The 24,661-nt window shown below is 61.8% G+C and carries 21 protein-coding genes; 1 reads left to right on the top strand and 20 read right to left on the bottom strand.

The genetic code is table 11. The features are described 5' to 3' along the window. Window positions 1–10: 10 nt before the first annotated feature. From K3759_RS18015 to K3759_RS17965, 11 genes are all read right to left on the bottom strand, one after another. Entirely contained in the window at window positions 11–1,528 is a 1,518-nt protein-coding gene (locus K3759_RS18015; RefSeq protein ID WP_259985947.1) for a sugar ABC transporter ATP-binding protein, read from the bottom strand. Then, window positions 1,525–2,661, bottom strand: a complete 1,137-nt coding sequence (locus tag K3759_RS18010; protein ID WP_259985945.1) for a Gfo/Idh/MocA family protein — start codon at window positions 2,659–2,661, stop codon at window positions 1,525–1,527. The genes K3759_RS18015 and K3759_RS18010 overlap by 4 nt, the downstream gene beginning before the upstream one ends. Then, window positions 2,661–3,716 (bottom strand): sugar phosphate isomerase/epimerase, encoded by a 1,056-nt coding sequence (locus K3759_RS18005; protein ID WP_259986216.1) that lies wholly within the window; start codon window positions 3,714–3,716, stop codon window positions 2,661–2,663. The genes K3759_RS18010 and K3759_RS18005 overlap by 1 nt, the downstream gene beginning before the upstream one ends. A gap of 22 nt (window positions 3,717–3,738) precedes the next feature. Further along, window positions 3,739–5,034 carry a xylose isomerase gene (xylA, locus tag K3759_RS18000; protein ID WP_259986215.1) on the bottom strand — a complete coding sequence of 432 codons (1,296 nt, stop codon included), beginning with the start codon at window positions 5,032–5,034 and terminating at the stop codon, window positions 3,739–3,741. After that, complete coding sequence (locus K3759_RS17995) at window positions 5,031–6,089, bottom strand: LacI family DNA-binding transcriptional regulator (protein ID WP_259986213.1); 1,059 nt, start codon at window positions 6,087–6,089, stop codon at window positions 5,031–5,033. Before K3759_RS17995 ends, xylA begins: the two co-directional genes overlap by 4 nt. Before the next feature lie 464 nt (window positions 6,090–6,553). Beyond that, a complete protein-coding gene (locus tag K3759_RS17990) occupies window positions 6,554–7,345 on the bottom strand; it encodes an ATP-binding cassette domain-containing protein (protein ID WP_259986212.1) in 792 nt (263 codons plus the stop codon). After that, window positions 7,345–8,214 (bottom strand): ABC transporter ATP-binding protein, encoded by an 870-nt coding sequence (locus tag K3759_RS17985; RefSeq protein ID WP_243263748.1) that lies wholly within the window; start codon window positions 8,212–8,214, stop codon window positions 7,345–7,347. Before K3759_RS17985 ends, K3759_RS17990 begins: the two co-directional genes overlap by 1 nt. After that, window positions 8,211–9,062, bottom strand: a complete 852-nt coding sequence (locus K3759_RS17980; RefSeq protein ID WP_259986209.1) for an ABC transporter permease — start codon at window positions 9,060–9,062, stop codon at window positions 8,211–8,213. The genes K3759_RS17985 and K3759_RS17980 overlap by 4 nt, the downstream gene beginning before the upstream one ends. Further along, window positions 9,055–10,065: an ABC transporter permease gene (locus K3759_RS17975; protein ID WP_259986207.1), complete on the bottom strand. Its 1,011-nt coding sequence runs from the start codon at window positions 10,063–10,065 to the stop codon at window positions 9,055–9,057. Before K3759_RS17975 ends, K3759_RS17980 begins: the two co-directional genes overlap by 8 nt. 62 nt (window positions 10,066–10,127) lie before the next feature. Then, window positions 10,128–11,654, bottom strand: coding sequence for an ABC transporter substrate-binding protein (locus K3759_RS17970; RefSeq protein WP_259986205.1), 1,527 nt, complete (start codon window positions 11,652–11,654; stop codon window positions 10,128–10,130). Between the two features lie 42 nt (window positions 11,655–11,696). Beyond that, a complete protein-coding gene (locus K3759_RS17965) occupies window positions 11,697–13,265 on the bottom strand; it encodes an NAD(P)/FAD-dependent oxidoreductase (protein ID WP_259986203.1) in 1,569 nt (522 codons plus the stop codon). Window positions 13,266–13,368: 103 nt separating this feature from the next. Between K3759_RS17965 and K3759_RS17960 the strand changes: the two genes are divergently transcribed. Then, window positions 13,369–14,928 carry an NAD(P)/FAD-dependent oxidoreductase gene (locus tag K3759_RS17960; protein WP_259986201.1) on the top strand — a complete coding sequence of 520 codons (1,560 nt, stop codon included), beginning with the start codon at window positions 13,369–13,371 and terminating at the stop codon, window positions 14,926–14,928. On the opposite strand, the gene K3759_RS17955 is transcribed toward K3759_RS17960, so the two are convergent. From K3759_RS17955 to K3759_RS17915, 9 genes are all read right to left on the bottom strand, one after another. Then, on the bottom strand, window positions 14,925–15,956 hold the full coding sequence (locus K3759_RS17955; protein ID WP_259986199.1) for a trans-3-hydroxy-L-proline dehydratase: 1,032 nt from the start codon (window positions 15,954–15,956) through the stop codon (window positions 14,925–14,927). The two genes, K3759_RS17960 and K3759_RS17955, sit on opposite strands and share 4 nt — an antisense overlap. Next, window positions 15,949–17,646 carry an aconitase family protein gene (locus tag K3759_RS17950; protein ID WP_259986198.1) on the bottom strand — a complete coding sequence of 566 codons (1,698 nt, stop codon included), beginning with the start codon at window positions 17,644–17,646 and terminating at the stop codon, window positions 15,949–15,951. The genes K3759_RS17955 and K3759_RS17950 overlap by 8 nt, the downstream gene beginning before the upstream one ends. A gap of 16 nt (window positions 17,647–17,662) precedes the next feature. Then, window positions 17,663–18,664, bottom strand: coding sequence for a 4-hydroxyproline epimerase (locus tag K3759_RS17945; protein WP_259986197.1), 1,002 nt, complete (start codon window positions 18,662–18,664; stop codon window positions 17,663–17,665). A gap of 8 nt (window positions 18,665–18,672) precedes the next feature. Next, window positions 18,673–19,896, bottom strand: coding sequence for an FAD-binding oxidoreductase (locus K3759_RS17940; RefSeq protein ID WP_259986196.1), 1,224 nt, complete (start codon window positions 19,894–19,896; stop codon window positions 18,673–18,675). Beyond that, window positions 19,896–20,618, bottom strand: a complete 723-nt coding sequence (locus K3759_RS17935; protein ID WP_259986195.1) for an amino acid ABC transporter ATP-binding protein — start codon at window positions 20,616–20,618, stop codon at window positions 19,896–19,898. Before K3759_RS17935 ends, K3759_RS17940 begins: the two co-directional genes overlap by 1 nt. Beyond that, window positions 20,611–21,264, bottom strand: coding sequence for an amino acid ABC transporter permease (locus K3759_RS17930; RefSeq protein WP_243263737.1), 654 nt, complete (start codon window positions 21,262–21,264; stop codon window positions 20,611–20,613). Before K3759_RS17930 ends, K3759_RS17935 begins: the two co-directional genes overlap by 8 nt. A gap of 13 nt (window positions 21,265–21,277) precedes the next feature. Continuing rightward, on the bottom strand, window positions 21,278–21,943 hold the full coding sequence (locus tag K3759_RS17925) for an amino acid ABC transporter permease (RefSeq protein WP_259986194.1): 666 nt from the start codon (window positions 21,941–21,943) through the stop codon (window positions 21,278–21,280). Window positions 21,944–22,003: 60 nt separating this feature from the next. Further along, window positions 22,004–22,810, bottom strand: a complete 807-nt coding sequence (locus K3759_RS17920) for a transporter substrate-binding domain-containing protein (RefSeq protein ID WP_243263735.1) — start codon at window positions 22,808–22,810, stop codon at window positions 22,004–22,006. Between the two features lie 244 nt (window positions 22,811–23,054). Beyond that, entirely contained in the window at window positions 23,055–24,572 is a 1,518-nt protein-coding gene (locus K3759_RS17915; protein ID WP_259986193.1) for an aldehyde dehydrogenase (NADP(+)), read from the bottom strand. Window positions 24,573–24,661: the final 89 nt, after the last annotated feature.

Here is a 24,661-nt window from a genome sequence, read left to right as displayed (position 1 = left end):
CTTCGTTTCCTTAGGCCGTCATCGGCATTTGTTCGGCGTGCAGCCCCATGGAGAGGCGGACAATCGCGTCTTCCGTGATCTCATCCGGGCCCAACGTGCCGCTGACCTCGCCTAAGCGCATGACCATCACGCGGTCGGCAAGGCCAATGAGTTCGGGCATTTCAGAGGTGATCACGATGATCGCATGGCCTGCGGCAGCCAATTTGCGCAGAAAGGCATAGATCTGTTGTTTGGTGCCGATGTCGATGCCTCGCGTCGGCTCATCGACGATTAGGATGCGCGGTTCAGAGAGCATGATCTTTGCCAGCAGGAGCTTTTGCTGGTTGCCGCCCGACATATTGCCGACACGCACATCGCGGCTGCCCGCGCGGATATCGAAATCGCGGATCGCGTCTGTAAGAGCGGCTTCTTCTGCGCTTCGATCAATTATGAAGCCGCCAAATTTATGCAGGTTTTGCAGAGTCAGGTTTTCACGCATTCCGCGTTCCAGCAGCAGCCCGCGCAGCTTGCGGTCTTCGGTAAGATAGCACAGCCCGGCCTGCTGCGCGTCACTGGGTTGTTTGAAATGTACCGGCAGGCCGAAGAGCGTGATACGTTCAGAAGTCGCCGGACGCAGGCCCGCCAGCCCTTCCATCACCTCAGTCCTGCCTGAGCCGATGAGCCCGCCGACACCCAAAATCTCGCCCTGTTGCAGAGAGAAGGATACGTTGCTGGCAAAGCCCGGCACGCTGAGGTTTTCGACCGACAGCACCTCGGCAGCGTCCGGTGCCACGCCGGGCTTGGCGGGATAGAGGTCGGACACATTGCGGCCCACCATGGCGGTGGCCATTTCGTCTTCGGTGATCTCAGAGGTCGAGCTGGATTGCACCACTTCGCCGTCGCGCATGATGGTGACATGGTCCGAGATCTCGGCCACTTCGTCCAGCTTATGCGAGGTGAACAAGACCGCGGTCCCTGCCGCGCGCAGGGCCGCGACCTGTTTGAACAGCACATCGGTTTCGCGTTTGGTCAACACCGCCGTCGGCTCATCCATGATCAGCACCCGCGCATCGCGCGACAGGGCTTTGGCGATTTCGACCATCTGTTTGTCGGAGTTCGACAGGCTCGACACCAGCGCGTCGGGGGAGACGTTGCAGGCCACCCGATCAAGATAGTCCCGCGTGCGTCGCCGCATCTCAGCTTTGTCGAGCAGCGGCCCGCGTTTCAACTCGCGGCCCAGAAAGATGTTCTGCTCAACTGTCAACTGTTCGGCCAGATTGAACTCTTGATGGATCATCACAATCCCGGCCATCTCGCCCTCGTACAGACTGTTGAAACGGGCGGTCGCACCTTCAAGTTCGACAGCGCCTTTGGAGGGCAGTTGATAGCCCGCCATGATCTTCATCGTGGTGGACTTGCCCGCCCCGTTCTCACCGATCAGCGCATGAACGGTCCCCGGCTCCAGCGCGAGGGTCACGCCGTGCAGCACTTCGATCGAGCCGAAGCTTTTGCTCACGTCGCGCAGGGCAAGAACGGGGGTGGCACTCATAGCTTGGTCCACGCCGCATCATTGGCCGAGGAGGTGACACAGGCGTTGATGAAACGCATCCCCGCCATGCCCGCAGTGATGCCCGGGAGCACGCCCATGGAGCTCTCGCGGCTGGCACCGCCCTGCACCGCGCGGATCGCATCGGCGGCTTCGTTATAGATTGTGGCGAACCCTTCGAGGTAGCCTTCGGGGTGGCCGCCGGGAATGCGGCTCACGGATTGCGACGCCTCAGACGCCCCTGCCCCGTTGCGGGTGATCAGGCGCTTTGGCTCTTCCAAGGGGGTGAACCACAAGTAGTTGGGATCCTCTTGCGACCATTCCAAGCCACCCTTGTCGCCATAGATACGCAGCTTCAGCGCGTTCTCATTGCCCGGGGCCACTTGGCTTGACCACAGCATGCCGCGCGCGCCACCGGCGAACCGCAGCATCATATGGGCGTTGTCATCCAGCTTGCGGCCCGCGCCCCAGCATTGCAGATCGGCGGCAAGGCTTTCGACCTCCAGACCGCTGACAAAACAGGCGAGGTTATGGGCATGGGTGCCGATATCGCCCACCGAGCCGCCCGCGCCCGAGCGTGCGGGATCGGTGCGCCATTCGGCCTGTTTGACGCCTTCTTTCTCCGCCGGGGCAGTCAGCCAGTCCTGCGGGTATTCCGCCTGAACGATGCGGATCTCGCCCAGATCACCTGCCGCCACCATGGCCCGTGCTTGGCGGATCATCGGATAGCCGGTGTAATTATGGGTGAGAATGAAGAGTGCGTCGGCCTCCGCGACGCTGGCCGCCAACGCCTCCGCATCCTCCAGCGTGGAGGTCAGGGGCTTGTCGCAGATCACATGGATGCCCTTGGCCAAGAAGGCCTTTGCGGCAGCGGCATGAACGTGGTTGGGCGTGACGATCGAGACCGCCTCGATCCCGTCTTCGCGGGCGGCTTCGGCCTCGGCCATCTCTTCGAAACTGCCGTAGGAGCGCGGGATGCCCAAAGCCTCTGCACTCGCGGCGGATTTCTCGGGGGTCGAAGACAGCGCGCCTGCGACCAGATCGAACCGGTCGTCGATGCGCGAAGCGATGCGGTGCACCCCGCCGATAAAGGCGTCATTGCCGCCGCCCACCATGCCAAGTCGAATACGCGCCATCAGTCGATCCCCAGCATCTTGCGGTTTGCCGCCTCATCGGTGCCGCCATCGGCGAAGTCGTCAAAGGCTTTGTCGGTTACGCGGATGATGTGATCGGAGACGAATTGCGCCCCCTCGCGCGCGCCGTCTTCGGGATGCTTGAGGCAGCATTCCCATTCCACCACGGCCCAGCCATCGAAATCATTCGCCGCCAATTTGGAAAAGACCGCGCCGAAATCAACCTGCCCGTCGCCCAGCGACCGGAACCGCCCGGCGCGGTCCGTCCAGCTTTGGTAGCCTGAATAGACCCCCTGCCGACCCGTCGGATTGAACTCGGCATCCTTGACGTGGAACATCTTGATCCGGTCTTTATAGATGTCGATGTTATCAACGTAATCAAGACATTGCAGCACATAGTGGCTGGGATCATAGAGCATGTTGGCCCGTACGTGATTGCCCGTGCGTTCCAAGAACATCTCATAGGTGATGCCATCATGCAGGTCTTCGCCGGGGTGGATCTCATAGCAGACATCGACACCGCAATCCTCGGCGTGGTTCAGGATCGGCAACCAGCGCGCGGCCAACTCGTCAAAGGCCGTCTCGATCAACCCCGCAGGGCGCTGTGGCCATGGGTAGACATAGGGCCAAGCCAAAGCGCCCGAAAAGGTCGCATGTGCGCCGATCCCCATGTTTTTCGACGCCGAAAGGGCCATTTTGACCTGCTCGACCGCCCATTCCTGACGCGCCTTCGGATTGCCGCGCACTTCCTCTGCCGCGAAGCCATCGAATGCGGTGTCATAGGCCGGGTGCACCGCGACCAACTGGCCCTGAAGGTGGGTCGAAAGTTCGGTGACCTCTACGCCGTTCTCGACTGCCTTGCCCTTGAACTCATCGCAGTAATCCTTGCTCGATGCCGCTTTGGCCAAGTCGATCAGCCGCGCGTCCCAACTGGGCACCTGTACGCCTTTGTACCCACAATCGGCAGCCCATTTAGTGATGCTATTCCAAGAGTTGAACGGCGCTTCGTCGCCTGCAAACTGCGCCAGAAACAGCGCTGGTCCCTTGATCGTTTTCATGGTGGTCCTCCCTTTCCCCGGCTCAAACGAACCGGTTCACGATATTCTCCAGAATTTCCTGCCGGCCCGAACGGGGCTGCGGATTGATGCCGTCTTTGGCGACTTGCGCCGCGATGCTGGCCAGATCCCCCTCCAGCATGGCCTTGGCGTTGGGGCTCTCCCACCCCGCGTAGCGTTCATCACGCATGGCCTCGAGCGTGCCATCCTCCAACATCGCGGCGGCGGCTTTGAAGCCCCGCGCGCAGACGTCCATCGCGCCTGCATGGGCCGCGACCAGATCGACCGGGTCAAGCGATTGCCGCCGCAGCTTGGCGTCGAAATTGGTGCCGCCGGTGGTGAAACCGCCCGCTTTGAGCACCTCGTAATAGGCCAACGCGACCTCGGGGACGTTGTTGGGGAATTGATCCGTGTCCCAGCCCGATTGGTAGTCGTTGCGGTTCATGTCGATGGAGCCGAAAATGCCCAATGAGGACGCCAGCGCCAGCTCATGCTCGAACGAATGGCCTGCAAGGATCGCGTGGCCCTGTTCGATGTTCATCTGAACCTCGCCCTCAAGCCCGAACTCCTTGAGGAAACCGTAAACCGTGGCGACATCGAAATCATACTGGTGTTTGGTCGGCTCCTGCGGCTTCGGCTCCACCAGAATAGCGCCCTTGAAGCCGATCTTGTGTTTGTACTCCACCGCCATCTGCAAGAAACGCCCCGCCTGCTGGCGCTCGCGTTTCAGGTCGGTGTTGAGCAGGGTCTCATAGCCCTCGCGCCCGCCCCAAAGCACATAGTTCTGCCCGTCCAGCTTGTGGGTCGCGTCCATACAGGCTTTGACCGTCGCCGCGGACCAGGCAAAGACCTCCGGGTCGGGGTTGGTGGCCGCACCCGACATAAAGCGGCGGTGACCAAAGAGGTTCGCGGTGCCCCAAAGCAGCTTGGTCTTGGAGCTTTCCATCTTGGTGCCGAGGTAGTCGATGATCTCTTCGAAATTACGCAGGCTCTCAGCGAATGTATCGCCTTCGGGGCGGATGTCGGCATCGTGCCAGCAGAAGAAAGGCGCGTTCAAAAGGTCGAACATCTCAAACGCCACATCGGCCTTGAGGCGTGCCATGTCCATCGTCTCGCCAAACCACGGGCGGTCGAATGTCTGGCCGCCGAATGGATCGCCGCCGGGCCACGCAAAGGAATGCCAATAGGCCACGGCAAAACGCAGGTGGTCTTCCATCCGTTTGCCCATGACCATTTCGTCAGGATTGTAGTGCCGAAAGGTCAGGTCAGACCCTTCTGGATCATAGGACAGGGGCTTAATATCTTTAAAGAAATCACTCATGAATCTTGGGCCTTCATCTGATCGGTCAAAGCGTCGGCGGGCAGATTGTCCCGCACATAAATCGTCGGCACGAGTTCCGGCATCGGCGGCAACTCCTTTTGGTCGATCAGGGCGCGCAGCACGGTAAAGGCGCGATTGATCTCCACATCGGGGCGCTGGTCGATCACCAGATCGATGTTCTGGTCGAGCAGCGCTTGGCGCGAGTGGGCGACCAGCTCATGCACCACACAGAAGGGCCGTTTGGCTTGAGCCTCTCGCAAAGCCGCGATCAAGCCGCTGTTCCCCGCCCCGACGTTGTAAAGCGCGGTAAGACCTGCCTGACGAAGCGCCTCTCGCGTCTGCGCGCGGAGTACCTGTGCATCATCCTTGGTCATGATAGGATCGAGCACCTCGATCTGCGGAAAATCGGCCCGCAACACTTCGCGAAACCCGGTTAGGCGCTCTGCATGGTCGCGGGCGTCAAGCGAGCCTGCGAAGGTCAGGACCTCACCGCCCTGCCCGGCATGCGCCAGCCCCACCATCCGCGCGGCGGTGCGCCCTGCGGAGATATTGTCGATCCCGATATAAGCGGCGCGGGCAGCCTGCGGCAGGTCGGAGACGAGCCCCACAACTGCTACCCCTTTGGCCCGTAGTGCCGCCAATGGCGCTTCCAGCGTGGCGCTCTGCAAACCGACGATAGCAATGCCATCAAAATCATGCTCAAGCAGGTCCGAGATACTGTCCTGCAGCCCTTCGACCGCGAAGGCCGCGATCTCGATCACTTCGGCAGTCACCCGTTCGGTGGCCTGATGGTTGGCGGCGTGCTGAATGTGCTGGCGTATGCGGTCGAAAAAGGCGTTGGAACCACGCGGGATCAGGAAGGCGAGCCGGTAAATGCGCCCGCGCGACAGATTGGCCGCGGCGACATTGCGCACATATCCAAGCGCCGACACAGCTTCGCGCACCTTGGCGATGGACTTTTCGGCCACATTGCCGCGGTTGTTGATCACCCGGTCCGCGGTGGCATAGCTCACCCCGGCAGCACGTGCGACATCGCTCAGTGTCGGACTTGTCATGATCCCTCCCCCATCGCGCCAACCCTCCCAAGCAGCGCCGCTTGGACCTATCTATCTGCATATTTTGATATACGTCAATCATTTTTGATAGACGTATATCATTTTAGGTTGTGTGAGGGGGTGGTGATGATGGCATTTCGTCCGAAAGAGTTGACACCCGCGGCACAATTGGCCTGCGCCCACAGGCCGCGGCCCCGGAAAACGCAACCCGAGGGCGGATCTACTGGAGGCGCAAATCATCGGTCATCAACACGACCTTCCTAGCGCGTTCGGCAACGGGATCACGGGTCGATACGGCAGAGAGCGGCGCCTAGTGGTGCTGTTTGAAAGCGCGTGTCATGATCGCAGAGCAATCAACGAAAACGAAGAGCCTATACAGGACGTTGTATCGCACCAGTCTAAGACGGCGGCTTCGCGCTGAGGCAAAACCCCGGCGGCAGGTCCTGCGTCAGAGACGTTGCCTGTCAGACCCAGACTTGATCCGGGTCCGGCAGCGGAATCGCATCCAGCAGCCTGCGGGTATATTCCGCCTGTGGCGCGGCAAAGAGGTCTGCGGTTTGCGCCTGCTCCACGATCTCTCCTTGATAGAGCACGATGATCTGATCACAAAGCCGCCGGATCACCGACATATCATGGCTGATAAAGGCCAAGGTCAGCCCCAATTCGCGCACTAAGTCCTGCAAGAGGTTCAGCACCTGCGCTTGAGAGGACACATCAAGCCCTGAGACGATCTCATCCGCGAGGATAAATTCGGGCCTGAGCGCAATGGCGCGCGCGATGCCGACACGCTGCCGCTGCCCGCCTGAGAGTTCATGGGGATAGCGATTGGCGAAACTGCGCGGCAGCCCCACCATGTCCAGCGCCTTTGTCACCTTGGCGGGGATGCCGTCATGCCCCTGCACCCGCAGCGGACCGGCGATGATGCCCCCGACTTGCCGACGAGGGTTGAGCGAGGACATCGGGTCTTGGAAAATCATCTGCATCTGCGCGCGCATCGGGCGCAAAGCGTCCTCCTCCAAATGGGTAATGTCGCGCCCGTTGAAGGTGATGCTGCCGCCCGTCGGCTCCAACAGCCGCAGCATGGCGCGGCCCAATGTGGATTTGCCCGAACCCGAACCACCGACGATGCCAAGCACAGCACCTTTCGGCACGTCGAAACTGAGCCCGCGTAGGATTTCGATCCGCGGGGCTGCGCCGAACAGCGGTTTGCGGGTCATGTCTGGGAAAGACAGCCGCAGGTCTCTCACTTGATACATCAAAGGCCCGCCCTCCGGTCATGGTCCGTCACTTCGCGTTCCACCTGATCAATCACCGATTGCGGCACCGGGGTCAGCGACCCTTCGGGGTCTTTGTAACTGGGCGTCGCCGCCAAGAGTGCAGCCGAATAGGGATGTATCGGATGCATGAAAAACCGCCGCATCTGCGCCTCTTCCACGACCTTGCCTGCATAAAGCACGCTAAGCGTGTCACAGACCTTGGACACGACGCCAAGGTCGTGGGTCACGAACAAAAGCGCCGTCCCATGGCGCGTCTGCATGTCGGCTATCAATCGCAGGATCTGCTTTTGCACCGTCACATCCAAGGCCGTCGTAGGCTCATCTGCGATGATGAGCTTCGGCTCGGCGGCAAAGGCCGCAGCGATCAGGATGCGCTGGCGCATGCCGCCCGACAGCTCATGCGGGTAGCTGCGCATCACGCGGGCGGGGTCGGGGATCTGGACCTCTGCCAACAGCTCCAGCGCACGCGCCTCAGCATCGGCGCGGGACCAGCCGAGGATATCCACCAGCCGCCGGGTGATCTGCGGCCCGATGCGCCGGGCGGGGTTGAGTGCAGTCAGCGGGTCTTGGGGGATCAGCGCCGCCAATGCGCCGATACGGCGGCGACGTTCAGCCGGGCGCAGGGTTTGCAGATCGACCCCATCAAGCCAGATCTCGCCTCGCGTCACCGCCAGCGCGCGGGGCAAAGTGCCCAGCACGGCCTTGCCGATCATCGACTTGCCCGCGCCGCTTTCGCCCACCAGCCCATGAACCTGCCCTGCCGCAACGCTGAGCGAGACATTGCGCAAGATCGGCGCGCCGCTTTTGAGCGTGACGCAGAGGTTGCGGATTTCCAAAAAAGCACTCATCGCAGCACCGGATCAAAGCGGTCTTTCAACCCTTCGCCCAGTTGAGAGAAGCTGAGCACCGTCAGAAACAACGTGACCAGCGGAAACACCAGCACCCACCACGCCTGATGGACCGAGGTGCGCCCTTCAGAGATCATGCCCCCCCAAGTGGGGCTATCGGTCGAGATCGACAGGTTCACGAAGCTCAGGATCGCTTCAACGATCACGGCAATGCCCATCTCAAGCGTCAGCAGCGCAATGATTGTGGGCAGCACATTCGGCAGTATCTCGGTCAGCATCGTTCCCATCCGCTTGCGCCCCGCCACTTGGGCAGAGGCGACATAATCCATCGCGCCTTGGGTCATCGCTTCGGCCCGGATCACGCGGGCAAAGCGGGTCCAGTCGATCACCACGATGGCGATAATGATTGAGGTGCGGCCCGTGCCCAAGACCGCGATCAGCAGAATGGCGAAGAGCACCGGCGGGAAGGCCATCCAGATGTCGACAAAGCGGCTGATGATCCGATCCGGCCAGCCGCGATAATAGCCCGCGATGAGCCCCAGAGCCGTGCCGATCACACAGGTCAGCGTGCCTGCCACCAGCGCCACAATCAGCGCCAAACGCGCGCCGTGGATGATACGGCTCAGCACATCGCGGCCCAGGGAGTCCGACCCCAGCCAATAGCCCGGCTCGGCCCCTGCCTCCCAAAATGGCGGCAGGCGTGACGTGAAGAGATCCTGCGCCAGCGGATCCTGCGGGGCGATCCACGGTGCCAGCAAAGCGGCCATCACCAGCAGGATCAGCCACCCGCCCGACAGCCAAAGCCGCAGCCCGATGGGGCGTTTTACATCACCTCTCGCATCACGCATGGCGCAACCTCGGGTTCAGCACGACATAGAGCATGTCGACAGCTAGGTTCACGAGGGTGAAAATCAGCGCGAACAGGATCACGATCCCTTGGATCAACGGCAGGTCGCGGTTGATCACCGCGTCGATGGCCATATTGCCCAATCCTTCGTAGCTGAACAGCCGCTCGATGATGACTGTGCCGCCGATCAGAAAGGTAAACTGCACCCCCACCAAGGTCAGCGTCGGCAGGATCGCGTTGGGCAACGCGTCGCGGGTAATGACATGGTGTTCGCCATAGCCATGAGTGCGCGATAGGGTAACGTAATCAAGATGCATGGTTTCTTTCAGGCTTTGCTTGAGCAGCTGCGCGATGATTGCCGACAGCGGGATTGCCAGCGCCAGCGCGGGCATGAACATATGGCCGATCAGATCGCCCAACACGTCAAAACGCAGCCGCAGCAGGGCTTCGAAAAGGTAAAAGTTGGTGGTGAAATCAATGTCGAGCGCGGGGGATATGCGCCCCGAAATATGAAACACCGGCCAGAGCACGCCAAAGAGCAGGATCAACACCAGCCCCCAAAGGAAATCCGGGATCGACAGGGCCATGCCTGTTGAGACATCAATGGCACCCTCCTTGCGGGTATTGCGCCAGCGCGTGCCGGTCAGCGCCATGGTGCCGCCGATCACCACCGCAATCACCAAGGCGATAATGCTAAGCTCCAGCGTAGCAGGCAGACGGTTCAGCACCAAAGCACTGACCGGCTGGCGCAGCGAGATCGATGTGCCGAAATCACCCTGAACCACCCCGCCCAGCCAGATCGTGAACTGCTCAAAGATCGATCTATCAAACCCATATTGCGCCTGAAGCCGTGCAATATCCGCCTCTGTCGCCCCGGGCGGGAGCATCATGGCGATGGGGTTGCCCGGCACGACACGGATCACCACAAAGATGATCACGGCCACACCAAAGAGCGTGATGGCGATGCTCAGCAGCCGCATCAATATATTGCGCAATAGGGTCATTTTGCCTCTGAAAGGTTGGGGTGACGGGGCGACAAGCGCCGCCCCGTCAAAGCCAGCTGGCGTTAAGCGCGCGTCATCAGATGCGGCAGCAACGCGCCTGAACGGTGTGGCACCACATTGACGGCAGAAACGTGCAGGATCGGCTGGACATATTGCAGCAGCGGGATCACCTCCGCGTTCTCGGCGATGTGGCGGTCAACGGCCTTCCAGCCCTCGATGCGTTTGGCCTCGTCCTTCTCGCCCCAAAGCGGCAGGATCATGTTGAAGGTCTCTTCCCCATCCCAAACCGAATGCGGCGAGGGGCCGAACATGGCAAAACCGGTCGAGGTTGTTGGATCACCCACCGAGTTACCCCAGTTGTAAAAGGCCGCAGGCGCCAGCGTATCGGCGGCGCGCAACTCATAGTGTTTGGCGATCTCATAGACCTCGATCTCGGCTTCGATCCCGACCTTGCGCCAGAGCCCGACAATGGCTTGCACCATCTCGTAGTCCTTGGGTTTGAAGCCCTTGGTGGTCTGGATGGTGAACTTCACCGGGTTCTCGGTGCTAAAGCCCGATTCCGCCAACAGCGCCTTGGCCTTTTCAATGTCGTGGCCGACAGTGATGGTCTCATCATAGGCGGCGTAATCGGGGGTTTGCAGCGTGTCGATTGGCACCCCATAGCCCGACAAGAGCCGGTCGATAATCAGCTTCTTGTCGATCGCCAAAGCGGCAGCCATGCGCACATTGGGGTCGGTCATCGCTTCGATATCGTTAAGGAAGATCATGCCGATGTCAGAGATCGGTTCGGCCACGCCTTCTATGCCGTCCTTCGCTTTCAGGCGGTCGAACTCTTCATAGGGCACTTCGAGCGTGACATGAGCATTGCCTGATTCAATTTCCGCCACGCGGGAGGCCGCGTCGGTCACAAATTTGATTGTCACGGATTTGAACTCAGGTGCGCCGCCCCAGTAATTCTCGTTCGCTTTCAGCCGCACAAAAGCGTTGCGCTCAAACTTCTCGACCATATAGGGGCCGGTGCCAATGGGTGCGGCCTCAAACCCGTCTGCGCCGACTTCCTCGTAGTATTTCTTGGGCAGCACATAGCCGGTAAGAAATGACATCCACTTAAAGAACGTCGGCTCATATTCCTTCACATCCGCCGTGACACGGTTGCCCTCGGCGGTGATGTTCTCGACCTTGCCCCAGATGAATTGGATCGGGTTGCCCGTCTCGGCATTGGCGGCGCGTTCAAGCGACCATGCGACATCTTCAGCGGTGAAGGGATCACCGTTGTGCCATGTCACCCCGTCGCGGATCTCCAACCAAATTTTCGTTTGATCGTCGTTCCAACCGTAATCGGTGATCAAGCCTTGGCCGAAGGACAGGTCTGGGTTCTGCGGGATATAGAGATCGAAAACCGACTGGTAGAACCCTTGGATCGTCGGGTTCACCGCCGAAGGGCCAACGGTCGGATCCCAGCTGGGCAGGTTGACGTTGTAGGCGATGACCAATTCTTCGATTTCTTGGGCAAAGCTGGGCAGGCCGACGGTGGCAAAGGTTGCTGCCGCGGCGCTGGTCTTGAGTAGGCTACGTCTGGATAGTTTCATTGTCTTTCTCTCCCTGAGAAATGGTTATTTTGGTTTTTATTGTTATTTTCCGGCGAGTTTTCGGGCGAGCAAGGTGCCGGGCCCTGCCCCCGTGCCACCTCCGGGCCAAACAGCGGCGCCGGTGTGGTAAAGTCCTCTGATCGGCGTGCTGCCATCGGCAAAGCCGCGCGCGGGGCGGTTCATGAAATGTTGGTGCAGGTGATGGCTGCCGCAAACCTGATCGCCGCCGATAAGGTTGGGGTTATCGGCCTCCAGCATCGTGGGTGTCACCACATGGCGGTCGAGGATACGGGTACGGGTGCCCGGGGCGTAGCGCTCCAGCAGATCAAGCGCGCGCTCAGCCATCGGCGTGGCGGCGCTCTCCCAATCCCGCGCCGCGATTACGCCCTTAGCGTCCCCTTTGATCTGCCCCGGCACCATTCGCACCTGAAGCCAGAGCACATGCTTCCCCTCTGGCGCACGGCTGGGGTCAACCACCGTAGGCTGGCCGCAGACGATCACCGGCTCGTCCGGCAGCATCCCGGCTTTTGCCTGCGCATAGGTGCGCGCCATCTGGTCCATCGATGGGGCAAGATGCACATAAGCGAAGCGGTTCAACTCGGCGGCAGGCCAGTTCGGTAGGTCGTCCATCGCCAGATGGATCATCATCGTGCCGGGCGCGTGTTGGAAGGACTTCATCGCCTTATCATGCCGCGCGTCGCCGCTGCCTCCGGTCAGGCGCAGCAGAGCCGACGGCGCGACATTAGCGATCACCGCCTTGTCGGCCCCGATAAAGCACCCATCGGCAAGTGTGACCCCGGTCGCCCGGCCACCGGCCTCTTCGATGCCCGTTACCTCTGCGTTGCAGGTGACGCTGCCACCGCGCGCTTCGATCATCCGCACCATCGCGCGGGTCACTTTATCCGCGCCGCCTTGGCCCAACACCATGCCGAAGGCTTGCGCCGCCATCGCTTCGAGATAGGGGAAAAGCGCGCCGCCCGCGATGTCAGGGGCGAAATCAAGATGCATGCCCCACGCAGCGAAAGTGGCTTTTACCCGGTCATCCTCAAAGGTCTGATCTAACCAAGCCCGCGGCGACATCAGCAAAAATTGCGCGAGATCAAGGCTGCCGCCCGCCCCGCGTTTTCGGAATGTCGACCAGCCGAGTTTGGCCATTGACCCTGCCCGCATCGGGCTGCCAAGCAGGGCAAAAATCGTCTCAGCCTCAGCAGGAAAATCATCGCTCAGCCGGTCCCACGCCTCGGCGTCCACCGTGCTAAACCCGGCAATACGCGCCCGGTTCAACGCGCGGTCATTTGAAATTCCCAGCCAACGCCCGTTCGGAAACAGGCTCGCAAAAGGGTTCGCCGTGGGCGCAAAGCCCAGCCCATGGCGTGCAAGCTCTTCGCCGTGTTCCGTATGGAACGCAGACCCTGCAAAAAGCGACAGGTTCATCGCCGCCCAGTCATGGCGGAACCCCGGTTGCGTGTAGGCGCCCGACTTTACCGCACCCCCCGGTTCAGCCGCTTGCTCATAAACTGCCACACGCCAGCCCCGCGCCGCCAGATGGCAGGCACAAGCAAGGCTATTGTGCCCCGCGCCAATGATGACAGCGTCAACATTTGATGTCATTACCCTAGTCTCCCTGAGCAAGATAATTGCAAACGCATATTTTTTTGTCTAGCTTTGTTTCAAATATCTTGAACGTCATGAAACATTTGCGGAAGGATTGGGCATGGCCGATGTCGATCACATCATCATTGGGTCCGGCATCAACGCGCTGGTCGCGGCGGCCTTGCTCTGCCGCAAGGGCGACAGCGTGCTGGTGGTTGAGCGCGAAGACCGGATCGGTGGCTGTATGATGACCGAAGAGGTCACCCTGCCCGGCTTTCATCATGACGTCATGGCCGCGACCTTCGTTCTATTTCTGACGGGTCCCGCCTATGGGGCATTGGGCGAAGATCTCGCCAAACATGGGCTGGAATTCTGCCATAGCCCGCATCCTACCGCCGCCCTGCGCCCCAATGATCAAGCCCTGCGGCTGGAGATGGACCGCGCGGCGAATGTCGCGGCCTTCAACGCGCGCGCGGCGGGGGACGGGGATCAACACGCGGCGGATGTGGGCGCGATTGAGGCGGACGCGGATTTTCTTTTTGCGCTTTTGGGGCAGCCGCTCTGGTCGCGCCAGTCTGCATGGCTGTTGACAAAACAGGCATGGAAAAAAGGGCTTGGCCCGCTTAAAGCATGGTTCGGTGAGGCGTTGGAGCCGGGCCGTGCGTGGCTTGAGACGCGCTATGAAAGTGACGACGTTCAGGCGCTTTGGGCGCCCTGGGTTTTGCATGTCGGACTGACACCCGAGGCCAGTTATGGCGGGCAGATGAGCCGGGTCATCGCCTTCGCGCTGGAAGCCGCAGGCGCGCCTGTGGTCAAGGGCGGCGCGGGACAGATGGCGGTAGCGTTCGAGAAATTGATTGTAGCAAACGGCGGCGGAATCCGCACCGGCGTCGAAGCCAGCCGTATCCTTGTCGAGAACGGAGAGGCGCGCGGGATTGAGACGTCCTTAGGCGAGAGGATCAACGCCAAGAATGTCATCGCATCCGTCGCGCCGGGGCAGCTTTACGACGGCTTGTTAAAAGATCAACCGCGCCCCGAAAATCGCCGCAAATTCCGCCACGGGCGGGGTAATTTTCAACTGCACTATGCGCTGGATGGTGACCCCGATTGGGTTGCCAATGGGCTAGAGGATGTCGCTTTGATCCATCTGACCGACGGGATCGACGCCGTCTCGCGCGCCTGCAATGAGGCTGAGCGCGGGCTGCTTCCGGCGGTGCCTACAATCTGCGTCGGGCAACCGCATCGCCTTGATCCCAGCCGCTGTCCTGAAGGGAAAGCGGTGCTCTGGCTGCAAATCCCCGACGCGCCGCGCGCAATCAAGGGCGATGCCGCGGGAGAGATCGAAACCACCTCTGAGTGGACCGAGTCGATGCGGGAGGCCTTCGCCGACCGGATCGAAAGTATTTTGCGCAAAAGCATCCGCAACTTCGATGAAATAAAACTTGCCCGGCGCGCCTATTCGCCTGCCGATCTGGCCGCGATGAACGTCAATCTGGTGGGCGGTGACCCCTATGGCGGGGCCTGCACCTTGGATCAGTTCTTCCTCTGGCGGCCATTTGCGGAACAGAAGAACTACGCCACTCCGATTAAGGGGCTGCACCATATCGGTGCCTCGACCCACCCCGGCCCGGGTTTGGGCGGGGGTTCGGGGTTTAACTTGGCGAAAGGGATGGGCGCTTAGCCGCGCGCGCCCCAAGTGTCTGACAGGCGGTAACCGCCGGGCCACGGATCGTCGGGGTCAAGCATGTGCTGGTGAATGCCGGTAATCCATCCCCTCCCTGAGAGTTCGGGAAGGATGGCCGGATGATCGCCGACGCGGGTCTCGCCCAAGATCCGCCCAGTAAAGGTTGAGCCGATCAGCGAGACGGTGGTCAGGCTGTCCTCCAAACCCATCTCCCCCCGCGCGTGCAGCAGCGCCATCCGCGCGCAAAGCGCTGTGCCGGTGGGGGACCGATCCACCTTACCTGGTTGGATCGCCACCGCCGCCCCGGCGCGCAGGCCGGTCTCGTCACGGGTCACTGGTCCGGCGAAAAGGCAGAAAGAGAAATGCTGCCAATCGGGGTTATCGGGAAGCTCAAAGCGCATCGCGGCATTGGCGGCATTGGTGATCCGCACCCCGAGACGGGCAATATCATGGGCCTCATGCGCCTCGAGCGAGAACCCCATCGCAGCGGCATCAACGACGACGAAACTGTCTCCGCCATAGGCGGTATCCACGGTGAGCGTGCCCAGCCCTTCGACCTCCAGCGGAACATCAAGGCGGGCCGCGAAGCTTGGCAGGTTCTGCACAAAGATGCGCTCCGCCTTGCCATTGCGACATTCGGCGCGGACCTTCACCAGCCCTCCCGGCGCTTCGAGGGTCAGTTCGGTCACCGGCTCAGTCATCGGCAGGATACCTCCGTCAAGCAGGACGGTGGAAACGCAAATCGAGTTGGAGCCCGACATCGGGGGCGTGTCTTCCGGCTCCATAATGATGAAGGCCGCATCGGCGCGGGGGTCTTTCGGCGGCACCAGCAGGTTCACATGGCGAAACACCCCGCCACGCGGCTCGTTCAACACGAAGTTGCGCAGGGTCTCATCCCGCGCGATCCAGCGGCTTTGCTCCCAGAGTGTGTCGCCCGGAGGCGGGGTGACACCGCCCACGATCACGTCGCCAACCTCGCCCTCGGCATGGGCCGAGATCACATGAACGGTTTTGCTGCTACGCATTACTTGTCTCCTCTTCGGCCAGCCAAGTCGGTAAGGCCTCTCGCGCCTGCCCGGTCAGGGCGGCTTCTACACAATCGGCGATGCTGCCAAAACGCACCGCGCGGCCCGAGAGACCGGGGGCGTAATGGGCGTATTTGCCAGAGTTGGTCATCAGCACTTGGGCCGCGGGCGGAAAGACCGGCTCAGAGATCGAACACCAGCAGATGTCGGGCACGACCTGCACGCCCGCCGCTTCGAGCCGCGCCACCGTGCCGTCGCCCCGCGCTGCCGAGAGCGTGTCATGGCCGAGCGTTACGATAACCGCTGTATCGGGATGACGCTTGCGCCCTGCAAGGGCGGCGTCGAGCGCACGGCATTCCGCGTGGGAGAAATGCGGGCTGCCAAAGGCGATGAGATCGACCTTTGCAGGCCCGGCGTTGAACTGCCGCCAGACGCGGCGCAGATCGTTCGATGTTACGCGCACCGTCTCCGCCTCCGCAACAGGCGGCAGATCGGCCTCGGGCGTGATGCCGGCCACATGCAGCATCGGCGCGGCAGAGGTGGTGCCGAAGGCCGCGCAGAGCGCCTTGCGGTCATCTTCGTTCGGGGCGGCACTCTCCAACCCGCGCAGCAGTGGGATCCGGTCCGGGGCCGCCTGCCCCGCCAGCCAGCCCAGCATCGGCCAAATCGCCTCGTCATACTGCGCGGGCAGTTGCACATCGATCACCCGACGCGGTGCGCGGTGGGCATCAAGGTAGACCCCCGACAGCGGGGCGCGCCCGGTCAGCGCGATGCAAAGGTCGAGGAAATCAGGATGTTTCACCGTCCGCGCGCCGAGCACGCTATTGGCATAGATCACCGCGTTAGATTCCGACCACGCGATGAACTCGCCACGCTCGGGCGGGGCGGGCAGTTGGTAGGGCGCGCAGGTAAAACTGGGCCGCGCGCCCATGGTAACATAGGCGTCGGCCAGACGGCTGGCGGGCAGGCCAAAGTCCGGCGGCACGCCTTGGGCGCGCCAATTGCCGTGATCGACCGAGATCGCATTCATCGTTGTCGGCACACGTACCTGCGAGCCCATATCGGCCATGGTTTGCGCGAAAAGCAGGTTGGCGGGGCTCGCGTAGATGCAGCCGTCGATATGCACGCGCGTCACGTCGACCAGCCTCTCGGCCCCCTGCCCGCGCGCCATGGTGCAGGTGATCTCCATCGCCAATTGAACTGCCGGACCGTCGGCCCCATCAAGCATTGCCTGATCCTCAGCGGTAAGATGCAGATCGCGGGCGGGCCTGTCGGACAGGGGCAAGTCCCACGCATCGGTGCTGAGCATTTCTGGCGTGATCCGCGCGTTGCGCGCCTTGGCAAGCAGGTCGTAGTCCTTTGCGCCAAGCCGCAGCACCGCCAGCGGCTTGGCGAACATCTTCCCCGCGATCAAGGCACCCAAGGTCAGGATATCTTCGGCCTCGCGAAAGACCAATGCGGCGGGGGCATGACCGTTCATTGCCAGCTCCAGCAGGACGCCACTGCCGGTGCAGGAACCGCGGCTCGTGGGCATCAACACGATCTTGCCTGCCAGCGACTGCCCGCACAGCGGATGATGCGCGTCGATGACCTTGCCTGTGGCCGGATCGACGCCGCCCCAGAAACTCAACCCCTCGGTCGAGACGAGCACCGCGCCTTGGGCCTCGGCGGGAACGATAATCTGCGCCATGGGCAGCCCTTCCAAATCAGGTAACAACGAAACCGTGCGCGAAGGGGTCGCGCTCGTCGATGAAGATGGTGTTAAAGCCGGTGACCCGCGCCCAACCGGCGATGGAAGGGATGATCGCAGGCTTGCCCGCCACCTCCGCCGCCGCCTCGACACGGCCTTTGAACATCGACCCGATGATGGATTCATGCACGAAGTCGTCGCCCACACTCAGCTTCCCCTTGGCCGCGAGCTGCGCCATCCGCGCCGAGGTGCCTGTGCCGCAGGGCGAGCGGTCGATCGCCTTGTCACCGTAGAAAACCGCGTTGCGGGCGTGGGCCTCGGGCGCTTGGCCAGCACCGGTCCAGAGGATGTGGCTCAGCCCGTTGATCGCCGGGTGTTCGGGGTGGATGAATTCGTATTTCGCATTGAGTGCTTCGCGGAGTTTTGGGCTGAGGCCGACCAGCTCGGAAACCGAGAAATCCGCCATGTCGCGAAAATTATTCTGCGGCTCGACGATGGCGTAGAAATTGCCGCCATAGGCCACATCAACCACCACTTCGCCCAAGCCCTCGACCTCGGCCATCAGCCCTTCGGCGTGCAGGAAGGCTGGCACATTGGTCAGCCGTACTTCTTCGACGAAACGCCCCTCTTGGCGGTAGGTCACATCGACCCGCCCGGCGGGGGTCTCAAGGCGCAACTGTCCGGGAGTGGCGGGCGTGACCAGCCCGTTTTCAAGCGCGATGGTGACAGTGCCGATGGTCCCGTGACCGCACATGGGCAGGCAGCCTGAGGTCTCAATGAACAGCACCGCGATGTCGCAATCATCCCGCGTCGGCGGATAAAGGATCGCGCCCGACATCTGGTCATGCCCGCGCGGTTCGAACATCAGACCGGTGCGAATCCAGTCGTACTCCGCCAGAAAATGCGCGCGCTTTTCCAGCATGTTCGCGCCCTTGAGCAGCGGCGCGCCGCCGGTGACGAGCCGTACCGGATTGCCGCAGGTGTGGCCGTCGATACAAGGAAATGTGTGTTGCGTCATGTCAGCCTCTAAAAACGCGCGGGAGAGAAGGGGGCAAGGTCGATGCCGGGGTCTTGGCCGGTCATCAGGTCCGCGATGATGGCGGCGGTGCCCGCCGATTGGGTGAGACCCAGATGCCCGTGGCCGAAGGCGCACAAAACATCTGGCCGGTTCGGCAGCGCCCCGATGGCGGGCAGGCTGTCGGGCAGCGAGGGGCGAAAACCCATCCACTGCGTGCCGCCCGAGGTATCGAGCCCCGGCAGAAAACGTTTGGCCTTTTTCAGCATCGCATCGGCGCGGGCAAAGTTCGGCGGCAGGTCGAGCCCGCCGAGTTCCACCGCCCCGCCGACGCGCAGGCCGTTGCCGACTTTGCTGATGACAAAGCCATGGCCGCCGAAGGTGATCTGTCGTTTTAGATCAAATGCGCCTGCAGGCAGTGTCGTGTTATAACCGCGTTCGGTTTCCAGCGGGATTTTCACGCCAGCGGTCCGCGCCAGATGATGCGAATGCGCACCGGCGGCCAGCACCACGTTGCCCGGCATCATGCCAGCAGCGGTCTCGACCCCGCCCGCGACCAAACGCTCGGCGCGGGTGATGGTGATCTCACCGCCCCCTGCGCGGAAGCGGTCGGCCATCGCCAGCACATAGTCGCGCGGGTCAGAGATGGACTGCCATTCCGGGGTGAAGGTCGCATGGGTGAAGCTGGGCGCAAGACCGGGCTGATAGGCCGCGATCTCATCGCCCTTGAGATGGATGAAGGCGATCCCCGCCTCTTCGCGGGCCTGCCAGCCGGGGAGCGATGCGCGGAACTCGGCCTCGCTCTCATAGACCTGCATCTGCCCGTCGTGCCGCAGCATATGCGCCAGACCGCTCATCGCCAGATGCGGTTCAAGGGCGGCTTGCGAGAGCTTCATCAACGCCGTCTGCGCCACGGTCGAAGCCCGCACCTGCGCGGGCCAGCTCGCCTTCCAAAAGCGCCACATCCACGGGGCGATCCGCCCGGCATAGCGCGGCGGCACGGACAGCGGCCCTAAGGGATCCAACAGCCATTTCGGCGCTTGCCGGATCATCCGGGGCGAAGCCAGCGGCAGTATCTCGGTGAATGCAAAGGCACCCGCATTGCCCGCCGACGCACCCGCTGCCGGGCCTTCACGGTCGATCACCCGCACGGGCAGCCCGCGCGCTTGAAGCGCCAGCGCGATGGACAGGCCCACCACGCCCGCGCCGACGACCGTCACCGGGGTTTGGTTCATTACCGGACGCTCGACAGGAATTGGCGGGTTTCTTCTTGCTGCGGATCGCCAAAGATCTGATCCGGCGCGCCGATCTCGGCCATGACGCCCTTGTGAAAGAACGCCACCCGGTCCGACACATCGCGTGCGAAACTCATCTCATGGGTGACACAGATCATCGTCATCCCCTCATCTGCAAGCAATTTGAGCGTATCGAGCACCTCGCCCACCAATTGCGGGTCGAGCGCCGAGGTCACCTCGTCAAAGAGAATGTAATCGGGCGACATGGCCAATGCACGTGCAATCGCCATCCGCTGTTGCTGCCCGCCCGACAGGCGGCTGGGGTAGACGCCCAGCTTGTCGGCGAGACCGACGTGCGAAAGCTGTTGCACCGCGATTTCTTCGGCTTCCTTGCGGCCCATGCCCTTTACCTTGCGGGGGGCAAGTGTCACGTTTTCCAGCACCGTCAGATGCGGGAAGGCGTTGAACTGCTGGAACACGATGCCGATTTTACGGCGCAGCTTGTTCAAGTCAGTATCGCGGGCGTGGACTTCGGTGCCGTCGACCACGATGCGGCCCTTGTCGATCGGCTCCAACCCGTTGATGCAGGTCAAAAGCGTCGATTTGCCCGAACCTGAGCCGCCGATCACCGAGACGACCTCGCCCTTTTGCACGGTCAGGTCGATGCCCTTGAGCACCTGAAGCGCACCAAAGGATTTGTGGACGTTTTCAATCTCAATCATTTTCTTGCCACCTTTTTTCCAAGCGGCTGCCAAGCCGGGCAATGGGGAAACTGAGCGCGAAATAGATCGCGCCGGTCACGAGCAGGATGAACATCGGCTCTTGCAGGCGTGTCACCAGAATTTGCGAGGCGCGCAGCAATTCGATGATGCCGAGCCACATCACCAGCGCGCTGTCTTTCATCACGCCAAGCGTGAGGCCGATCCAACTGGGCAGACCAACCCGCAGCGCCATGGGAAAGACGATCTGCGTGAGGTCTTGGCCCCAAGTCATTCCGAGCGAGCGCGCCGCACGGCGGGTGACCGAAGGCACCGCCTCAATCGCGCCGCGCACGATCTCAGTGCAATAGGCCGAGGTATAAAGCGCCAGCACGATGCAAGAGGTCACAAAGGGTGAAATCCCCCAGCCCGCGATGGCCTGAAAGGCGTTGGCAAGGATCAACTGGATCAGCAGCGGGACCGAGCGGAAGATATCCAGCACAAAGGTCAGCGGCAGCGCAGCCCAAGGGCTGATCTGGCTGCGCAGCACACCGAAAAAGAGCCCCAGCAGCGTGCCGCCCACCACCGCGAAGGCGGTGACCGAAAGCGTCACCCCCGCGCCTTTGAGCATGAACAACAGGTCGTTGAAGGTCAGAGCCGTATCAAACATCTATTCTCTTCCTTCAGTAGCGAAACAGGCGGGCGGCCAGAAGCCGTGCGCCGAGCATCACGGCTTTGGCGATCACGTAGTAGATCACCGCCGCCAATGCGAAGAATTCAAAGGTTCGGAAGCTGCGCGCGTTGAGGTCTTGCGTCACCCCGGCGAGGTCCGAATTCAGCCCCACCGTGACCCCCAGTGAGGTCATCAGGATCGCCCAGATCATCTGGTTCGTGGTCGGCAGGAAGGAGATGCGGAACATCTGCGGCAGGATAATCAGGCGAAACGCTTTGGCCTGCCCCATGCCCAGTGACCGCCCGGCGCGTAGCTGCGTGTCCGGAATGGCGCGCATCGCGCCGCGGAACGTCTCGCAGAGGTAGCCCGCGTTGTTGAACGCGATCCCGGCCAGAAGTGCGGCATAGGGGCTGAGGTAAATCCCGAAAGACCCAAGCCCGAAATGCGCCATGTAAATCTGGAAAAGCGCGGGCGTGTTACGTGCCACTTCGACCCATGCGGTCGCAGGCGCCCGCAGCCAGCGCGACTTGGCATCGCGGCCTACGGCCAGCAGCACGGCAATGGTCACGCCGATCAACATCGACAGGATTGATATCTGTAGCGTAACCAACGCGCCTTCCAGCATCTCTGGAAAAGCGCGAAAGGCCTGTCGCCATTGAAAGGTGTAGTTGCCCATCTCTTGCTCCGATCAGCGGTTATCGGCAGTGGGGGCCGCAGACTGCGGCCCCCGCATCCATCAGCGATAGGCTTTGGCGATGGTCAGGTCGGGCGCGTCGCCGCCGACCCATTTGTCAAAGAGTTCCTGATAGCGGCCCGAACGGACCTGCTGGTTCACAAACAGATCGAGATAGTTCAGCAGGCCGTATTCCTGACGCAGGCCGATCAGACCGACATAGTCCACGTCAAAGGGCGCATCGCCCGCGATGGTCAGACCTTCGAATTTGCCGCCGTTAACGATGGAGGAGGCCACGGTGGAGGTCACGACCGTCGCATCAATCTGGCCTTGGGACAGCGACAGGAACACATCGGCTTGGCTCTGATAGGAGCGGAAGCTGCCCTCGTCCCATGCGTCGACCTGCTCTTCGAGCGCGATGGCCTCAAACGTGCCCGCGACGGAGCCGACGGTTTTGCCCTTGAGGCTTTCAAAGCTGTCCACGCCCGCGCCTTCGCGCGTCAGCACAACGTTGGTGAAGGCGAAGTACGGGACCGAGAAGCCAACGGTCTTAGCCCGCTCCAGCGTGTCGGAGGTGGAGGCAACGCCCACATCCGCGCGGCCCGAAACGAGGGCGGGGATACGGTCAGGGAAGGGCGTCTCAACGATCTCGGCTTCGACACCCAAAGCGGCGGCCAGATCGTTGCAGTAGTCCACGTCAAAGCCGACCGGCGTGTTGCTGTCATCGCGCGAGCCCATGGGTGGGAAGTCCAGCACCACGGCGCAGCGCAGCGTGCCCGAAGAAATGATGTCGTCCAGTTTGTCGGCCTGAGCGGCGGTGCCGATCACGGTCGCAGCCACGAGGCTTCCGGCGAGTTGCGTGAATTTCATAGATATCTCCCTCTTGGGTTGGTCGCCCCCGACTCTCTCTGGGCGGGGTACGGGGTGGTATGAAGGAACTATGTCCTCATTAAAAATACAATATGTATTTTTAACTTTTATCGGTATGTCGACATATTTTTGAACTATTGAGACGCTATCGTCGTTGTTTGGGGATGGGATAGAGCCGCAGCCGCTCCCTTTTCAGGCTGAAATGAGAAAGCCAGACACACGGCCCGGCTTTCTCGGTCTGGTGTCACTCCGCCGTGTCTTCGGGCAGAAGCGCCTCCGGCAGGTTCTGATAGGAAACAGGCCGCAGGAAACGCCGGATCGACAGGGTACCTACGCTGGTCGCGCCAAAGTTGGTGCTGGCCGGGTATGGTCCGCCGTGCACCATGGAATCCACCACTTCGACCCCCGTGGGGAAGCCGTTTGCCAACAGACGCCCGGCTTTGCGTTCCAGCACAGGCATCAGTGCTCGCGCGGCCTCAACATCCGCGTCGTCCATATGGAGGGTAATGGTCAACTGCCCGTCCAACTCAACCGCCAGCGCGCGCATCTCTTCCAGCGAAGAAACCCGCACCACCAATCCAAGTGGGCCAAAGACTTCTTCATGCAGTGCTGGATTGGCTTTAAACTCTGCGCCTGTGGTCTCAAACAGTGCCGGGGCGGCCTTGCGGCCTGAACTGTCGGCCAGATGCACTTGACGCAGGCTTGGCTCGGCCTTGAATTTATCGCGACCAGAGCAATAAGCCTGCGCGATGCCGTCGGTCAGCATGACTTGTTCGGCCACGTCTTTTAGCGCGGTCGCCGCACTCTCTACGAACCTATCAGCTTCTGCCCCGTCAATCACGACCGCGATGCCCGGATTGGTGCAGAACTGCCCTGCGCCCATGGTCAGGGACGCGGCCCAGCCTTTGCCCAGATCCTCGGCCCGTGCGTCCATCGCGGCGGGCAGCATGAACATCGGGTTGACCGAGCCCAACTCCCCAAAGAACGGGATCGGCTCTGGCCGTGCGGCGCAAAGATCAAACAGCGCCCGGCCCCCGGCGAGAGAGCCGGTAAAGCCCACGGCTTTGATCAGCGGATGCTGCACGACGGCCTGACCAACCGCGCGGTCTCCGCCTTGGATCAGGGAGAAGACCCCGCGCGGCATGCCGCAGCTTTCGATCGCCGCATGGATCGCTTCGGCAACAATCTCACCCGTGCCGGGATGGGCGGAATGCCCTTTGACCACGACCGGACAGCCTGCCGCCAGCGCCGCCGCCGTGTCACCACCCGCAACCGAGAATGCCAGCGGAAAGTTCGACGCGCCAAAGACGGCGACAGGGCCGATAGGGCGTTGTAGCATGGTGATAGCGGGACGTGGTGCGGGCTGACGCTCAGGCATCGCCGCATCAAACCGGCGGTCGAGATACTCACCCTTTTCGATATGCGAGGCGAAGAGGCGCAACTGGCCTACCGTCCGGCCCCGCTCCCCTTCAAGGCGCGCTTCGGGCAGGCCGCTTTCTTGGCTGCCGATCTCGGTGATCTCAGCCCCGCGTGCGTCGATCTCATCGGCGATGGCGTTCAGAAATTTCGCGCGGGTCGCCCGGCTGGAATAGCCATAGTCCCAGAACGCGGCTTCGGCGGCTTGGCAGGCTTGGTCGACCAGCTCCACCGTGCCGACCGAGAATTCATGTGCGCTTCCATGCGCGGGACTGGAGCTAAAACGCGCGTCGGTGGCGATCCACTCGCCAGCGATCAGGTGTTTGCCATGGGGGGTAAAGGCCATCGTCTTATCCTTTCATGCGGGCCGCGGCCCGGTGTCAGCTTGCGTCTTTCCGTCACTGCATACATGATGTATGCATGATTGCAACCCAT

Source organism: Sulfitobacter sp. W027 (assembly GCF_025143985.1).
Lineage (GTDB): Bacteria > Pseudomonadota > Alphaproteobacteria > Rhodobacterales > Rhodobacteraceae > Sulfitobacter.
Note: the sequence above shows the minus strand (reverse complement) of the source record. Positions and strands in the feature narration are given on the sequence as shown.

What these genes read in the sequence shown, in the direction of transcription:
- K3759_RS17940 (WP_259986196.1), bottom strand. Translation starts at nt 19,896, where the DNA reads ATGAACCAAACCCCGGTGACGGTCGTCGGCGCGGGCGTGGTGGGCCTG.
- K3759_RS17985 (WP_243263748.1), bottom strand. Translation starts at nt 8,214, where the DNA reads ATGAGTGCTTTTTTGGAAATCCGCAACCTCTGCGTCACGCTCAAAAGC.
- K3759_RS17975 (WP_259986207.1), bottom strand. Translation starts at nt 10,065, where the DNA reads ATGACCCTATTGCGCAATATATTGATGCGGCTGCTGAGCATCGCCATC.
- K3759_RS17930 (WP_243263737.1), bottom strand. Translation starts at nt 21,264, where the DNA reads ATGTTTGATACGGCTCTGACCTTCAACGACCTGTTGTTCATGCTCAAA.
- K3759_RS17990 (WP_259986212.1), bottom strand. Translation starts at nt 7,345, where the DNA reads ATGTATCAAGTGAGAGACCTGCGGCTGTCTTTCCCAGACATGACCCGC.
- K3759_RS17925 (WP_259986194.1), bottom strand. Translation starts at nt 21,943, where the DNA reads ATGGGCAACTACACCTTTCAATGGCGACAGGCCTTTCGCGCTTTTCCA.
- K3759_RS18015 (WP_259985947.1), bottom strand. Translation starts at nt 1,528, where the DNA reads ATGAGTGCCACCCCCGTTCTTGCCCTGCGCGACGTGAGCAAAAGCTTC.
- K3759_RS18010 (WP_259985945.1), bottom strand. Translation starts at nt 2,661, where the DNA reads ATGGCGCGTATTCGACTTGGCATGGTGGGCGGCGGCAATGACGCCTTT.
- K3759_RS17960 (WP_259986201.1), top strand. Translation starts at nt 13,369, where the DNA reads ATGGCCGATGTCGATCACATCATCATTGGGTCCGGCATCAACGCGCTG.
- K3759_RS17920 (WP_243263735.1), bottom strand. Translation starts at nt 22,810, where the DNA reads ATGAAATTCACGCAACTCGCCGGAAGCCTCGTGGCTGCGACCGTGATC.
- K3759_RS17945 (WP_259986197.1), bottom strand. Translation starts at nt 18,664, where the DNA reads ATGACGCAACACACATTTCCTTGTATCGACGGCCACACCTGCGGCAAT.
- K3759_RS18005 (WP_259986216.1), bottom strand. Translation starts at nt 3,716, where the DNA reads ATGAAAACGATCAAGGGACCAGCGCTGTTTCTGGCGCAGTTTGCAGGC.
- K3759_RS17995 (WP_259986213.1), bottom strand. Translation starts at nt 6,089, where the DNA reads ATGACAAGTCCGACACTGAGCGATGTCGCACGTGCTGCCGGGGTGAGC.
- K3759_RS17935 (WP_259986195.1), bottom strand. Translation starts at nt 20,618, where the DNA reads ATGATTGAGATTGAAAACGTCCACAAATCCTTTGGTGCGCTTCAGGTG.
- K3759_RS17955 (WP_259986199.1), bottom strand. Translation starts at nt 15,956, where the DNA reads ATGCGTAGCAGCAAAACCGTTCATGTGATCTCGGCCCATGCCGAGGGC.
- K3759_RS17980 (WP_259986209.1), bottom strand. Translation starts at nt 9,062, where the DNA reads ATGCGTGATGCGAGAGGTGATGTAAAACGCCCCATCGGGCTGCGGCTT.
- K3759_RS17915 (WP_259986193.1), bottom strand. Translation starts at nt 24,572, where the DNA reads ATGGCCTTTACCCCCCATGGCAAACACCTGATCGCTGGCGAGTGGATC.
- K3759_RS17965 (WP_259986203.1), bottom strand. Translation starts at nt 13,265, where the DNA reads ATGACATCAAATGTTGACGCTGTCATCATTGGCGCGGGGCACAATAGC.
- K3759_RS17970 (WP_259986205.1), bottom strand. Translation starts at nt 11,654, where the DNA reads ATGAAACTATCCAGACGTAGCCTACTCAAGACCAGCGCCGCGGCAGCA.
- K3759_RS17950 (WP_259986198.1), bottom strand. Translation starts at nt 17,646, where the DNA reads ATGGCGCAGATTATCGTTCCCGCCGAGGCCCAAGGCGCGGTGCTCGTC.
- xylA (WP_259986215.1), bottom strand. Translation starts at nt 5,034, where the DNA reads ATGAGTGATTTCTTTAAAGATATTAAGCCCCTGTCCTATGATCCAGAA.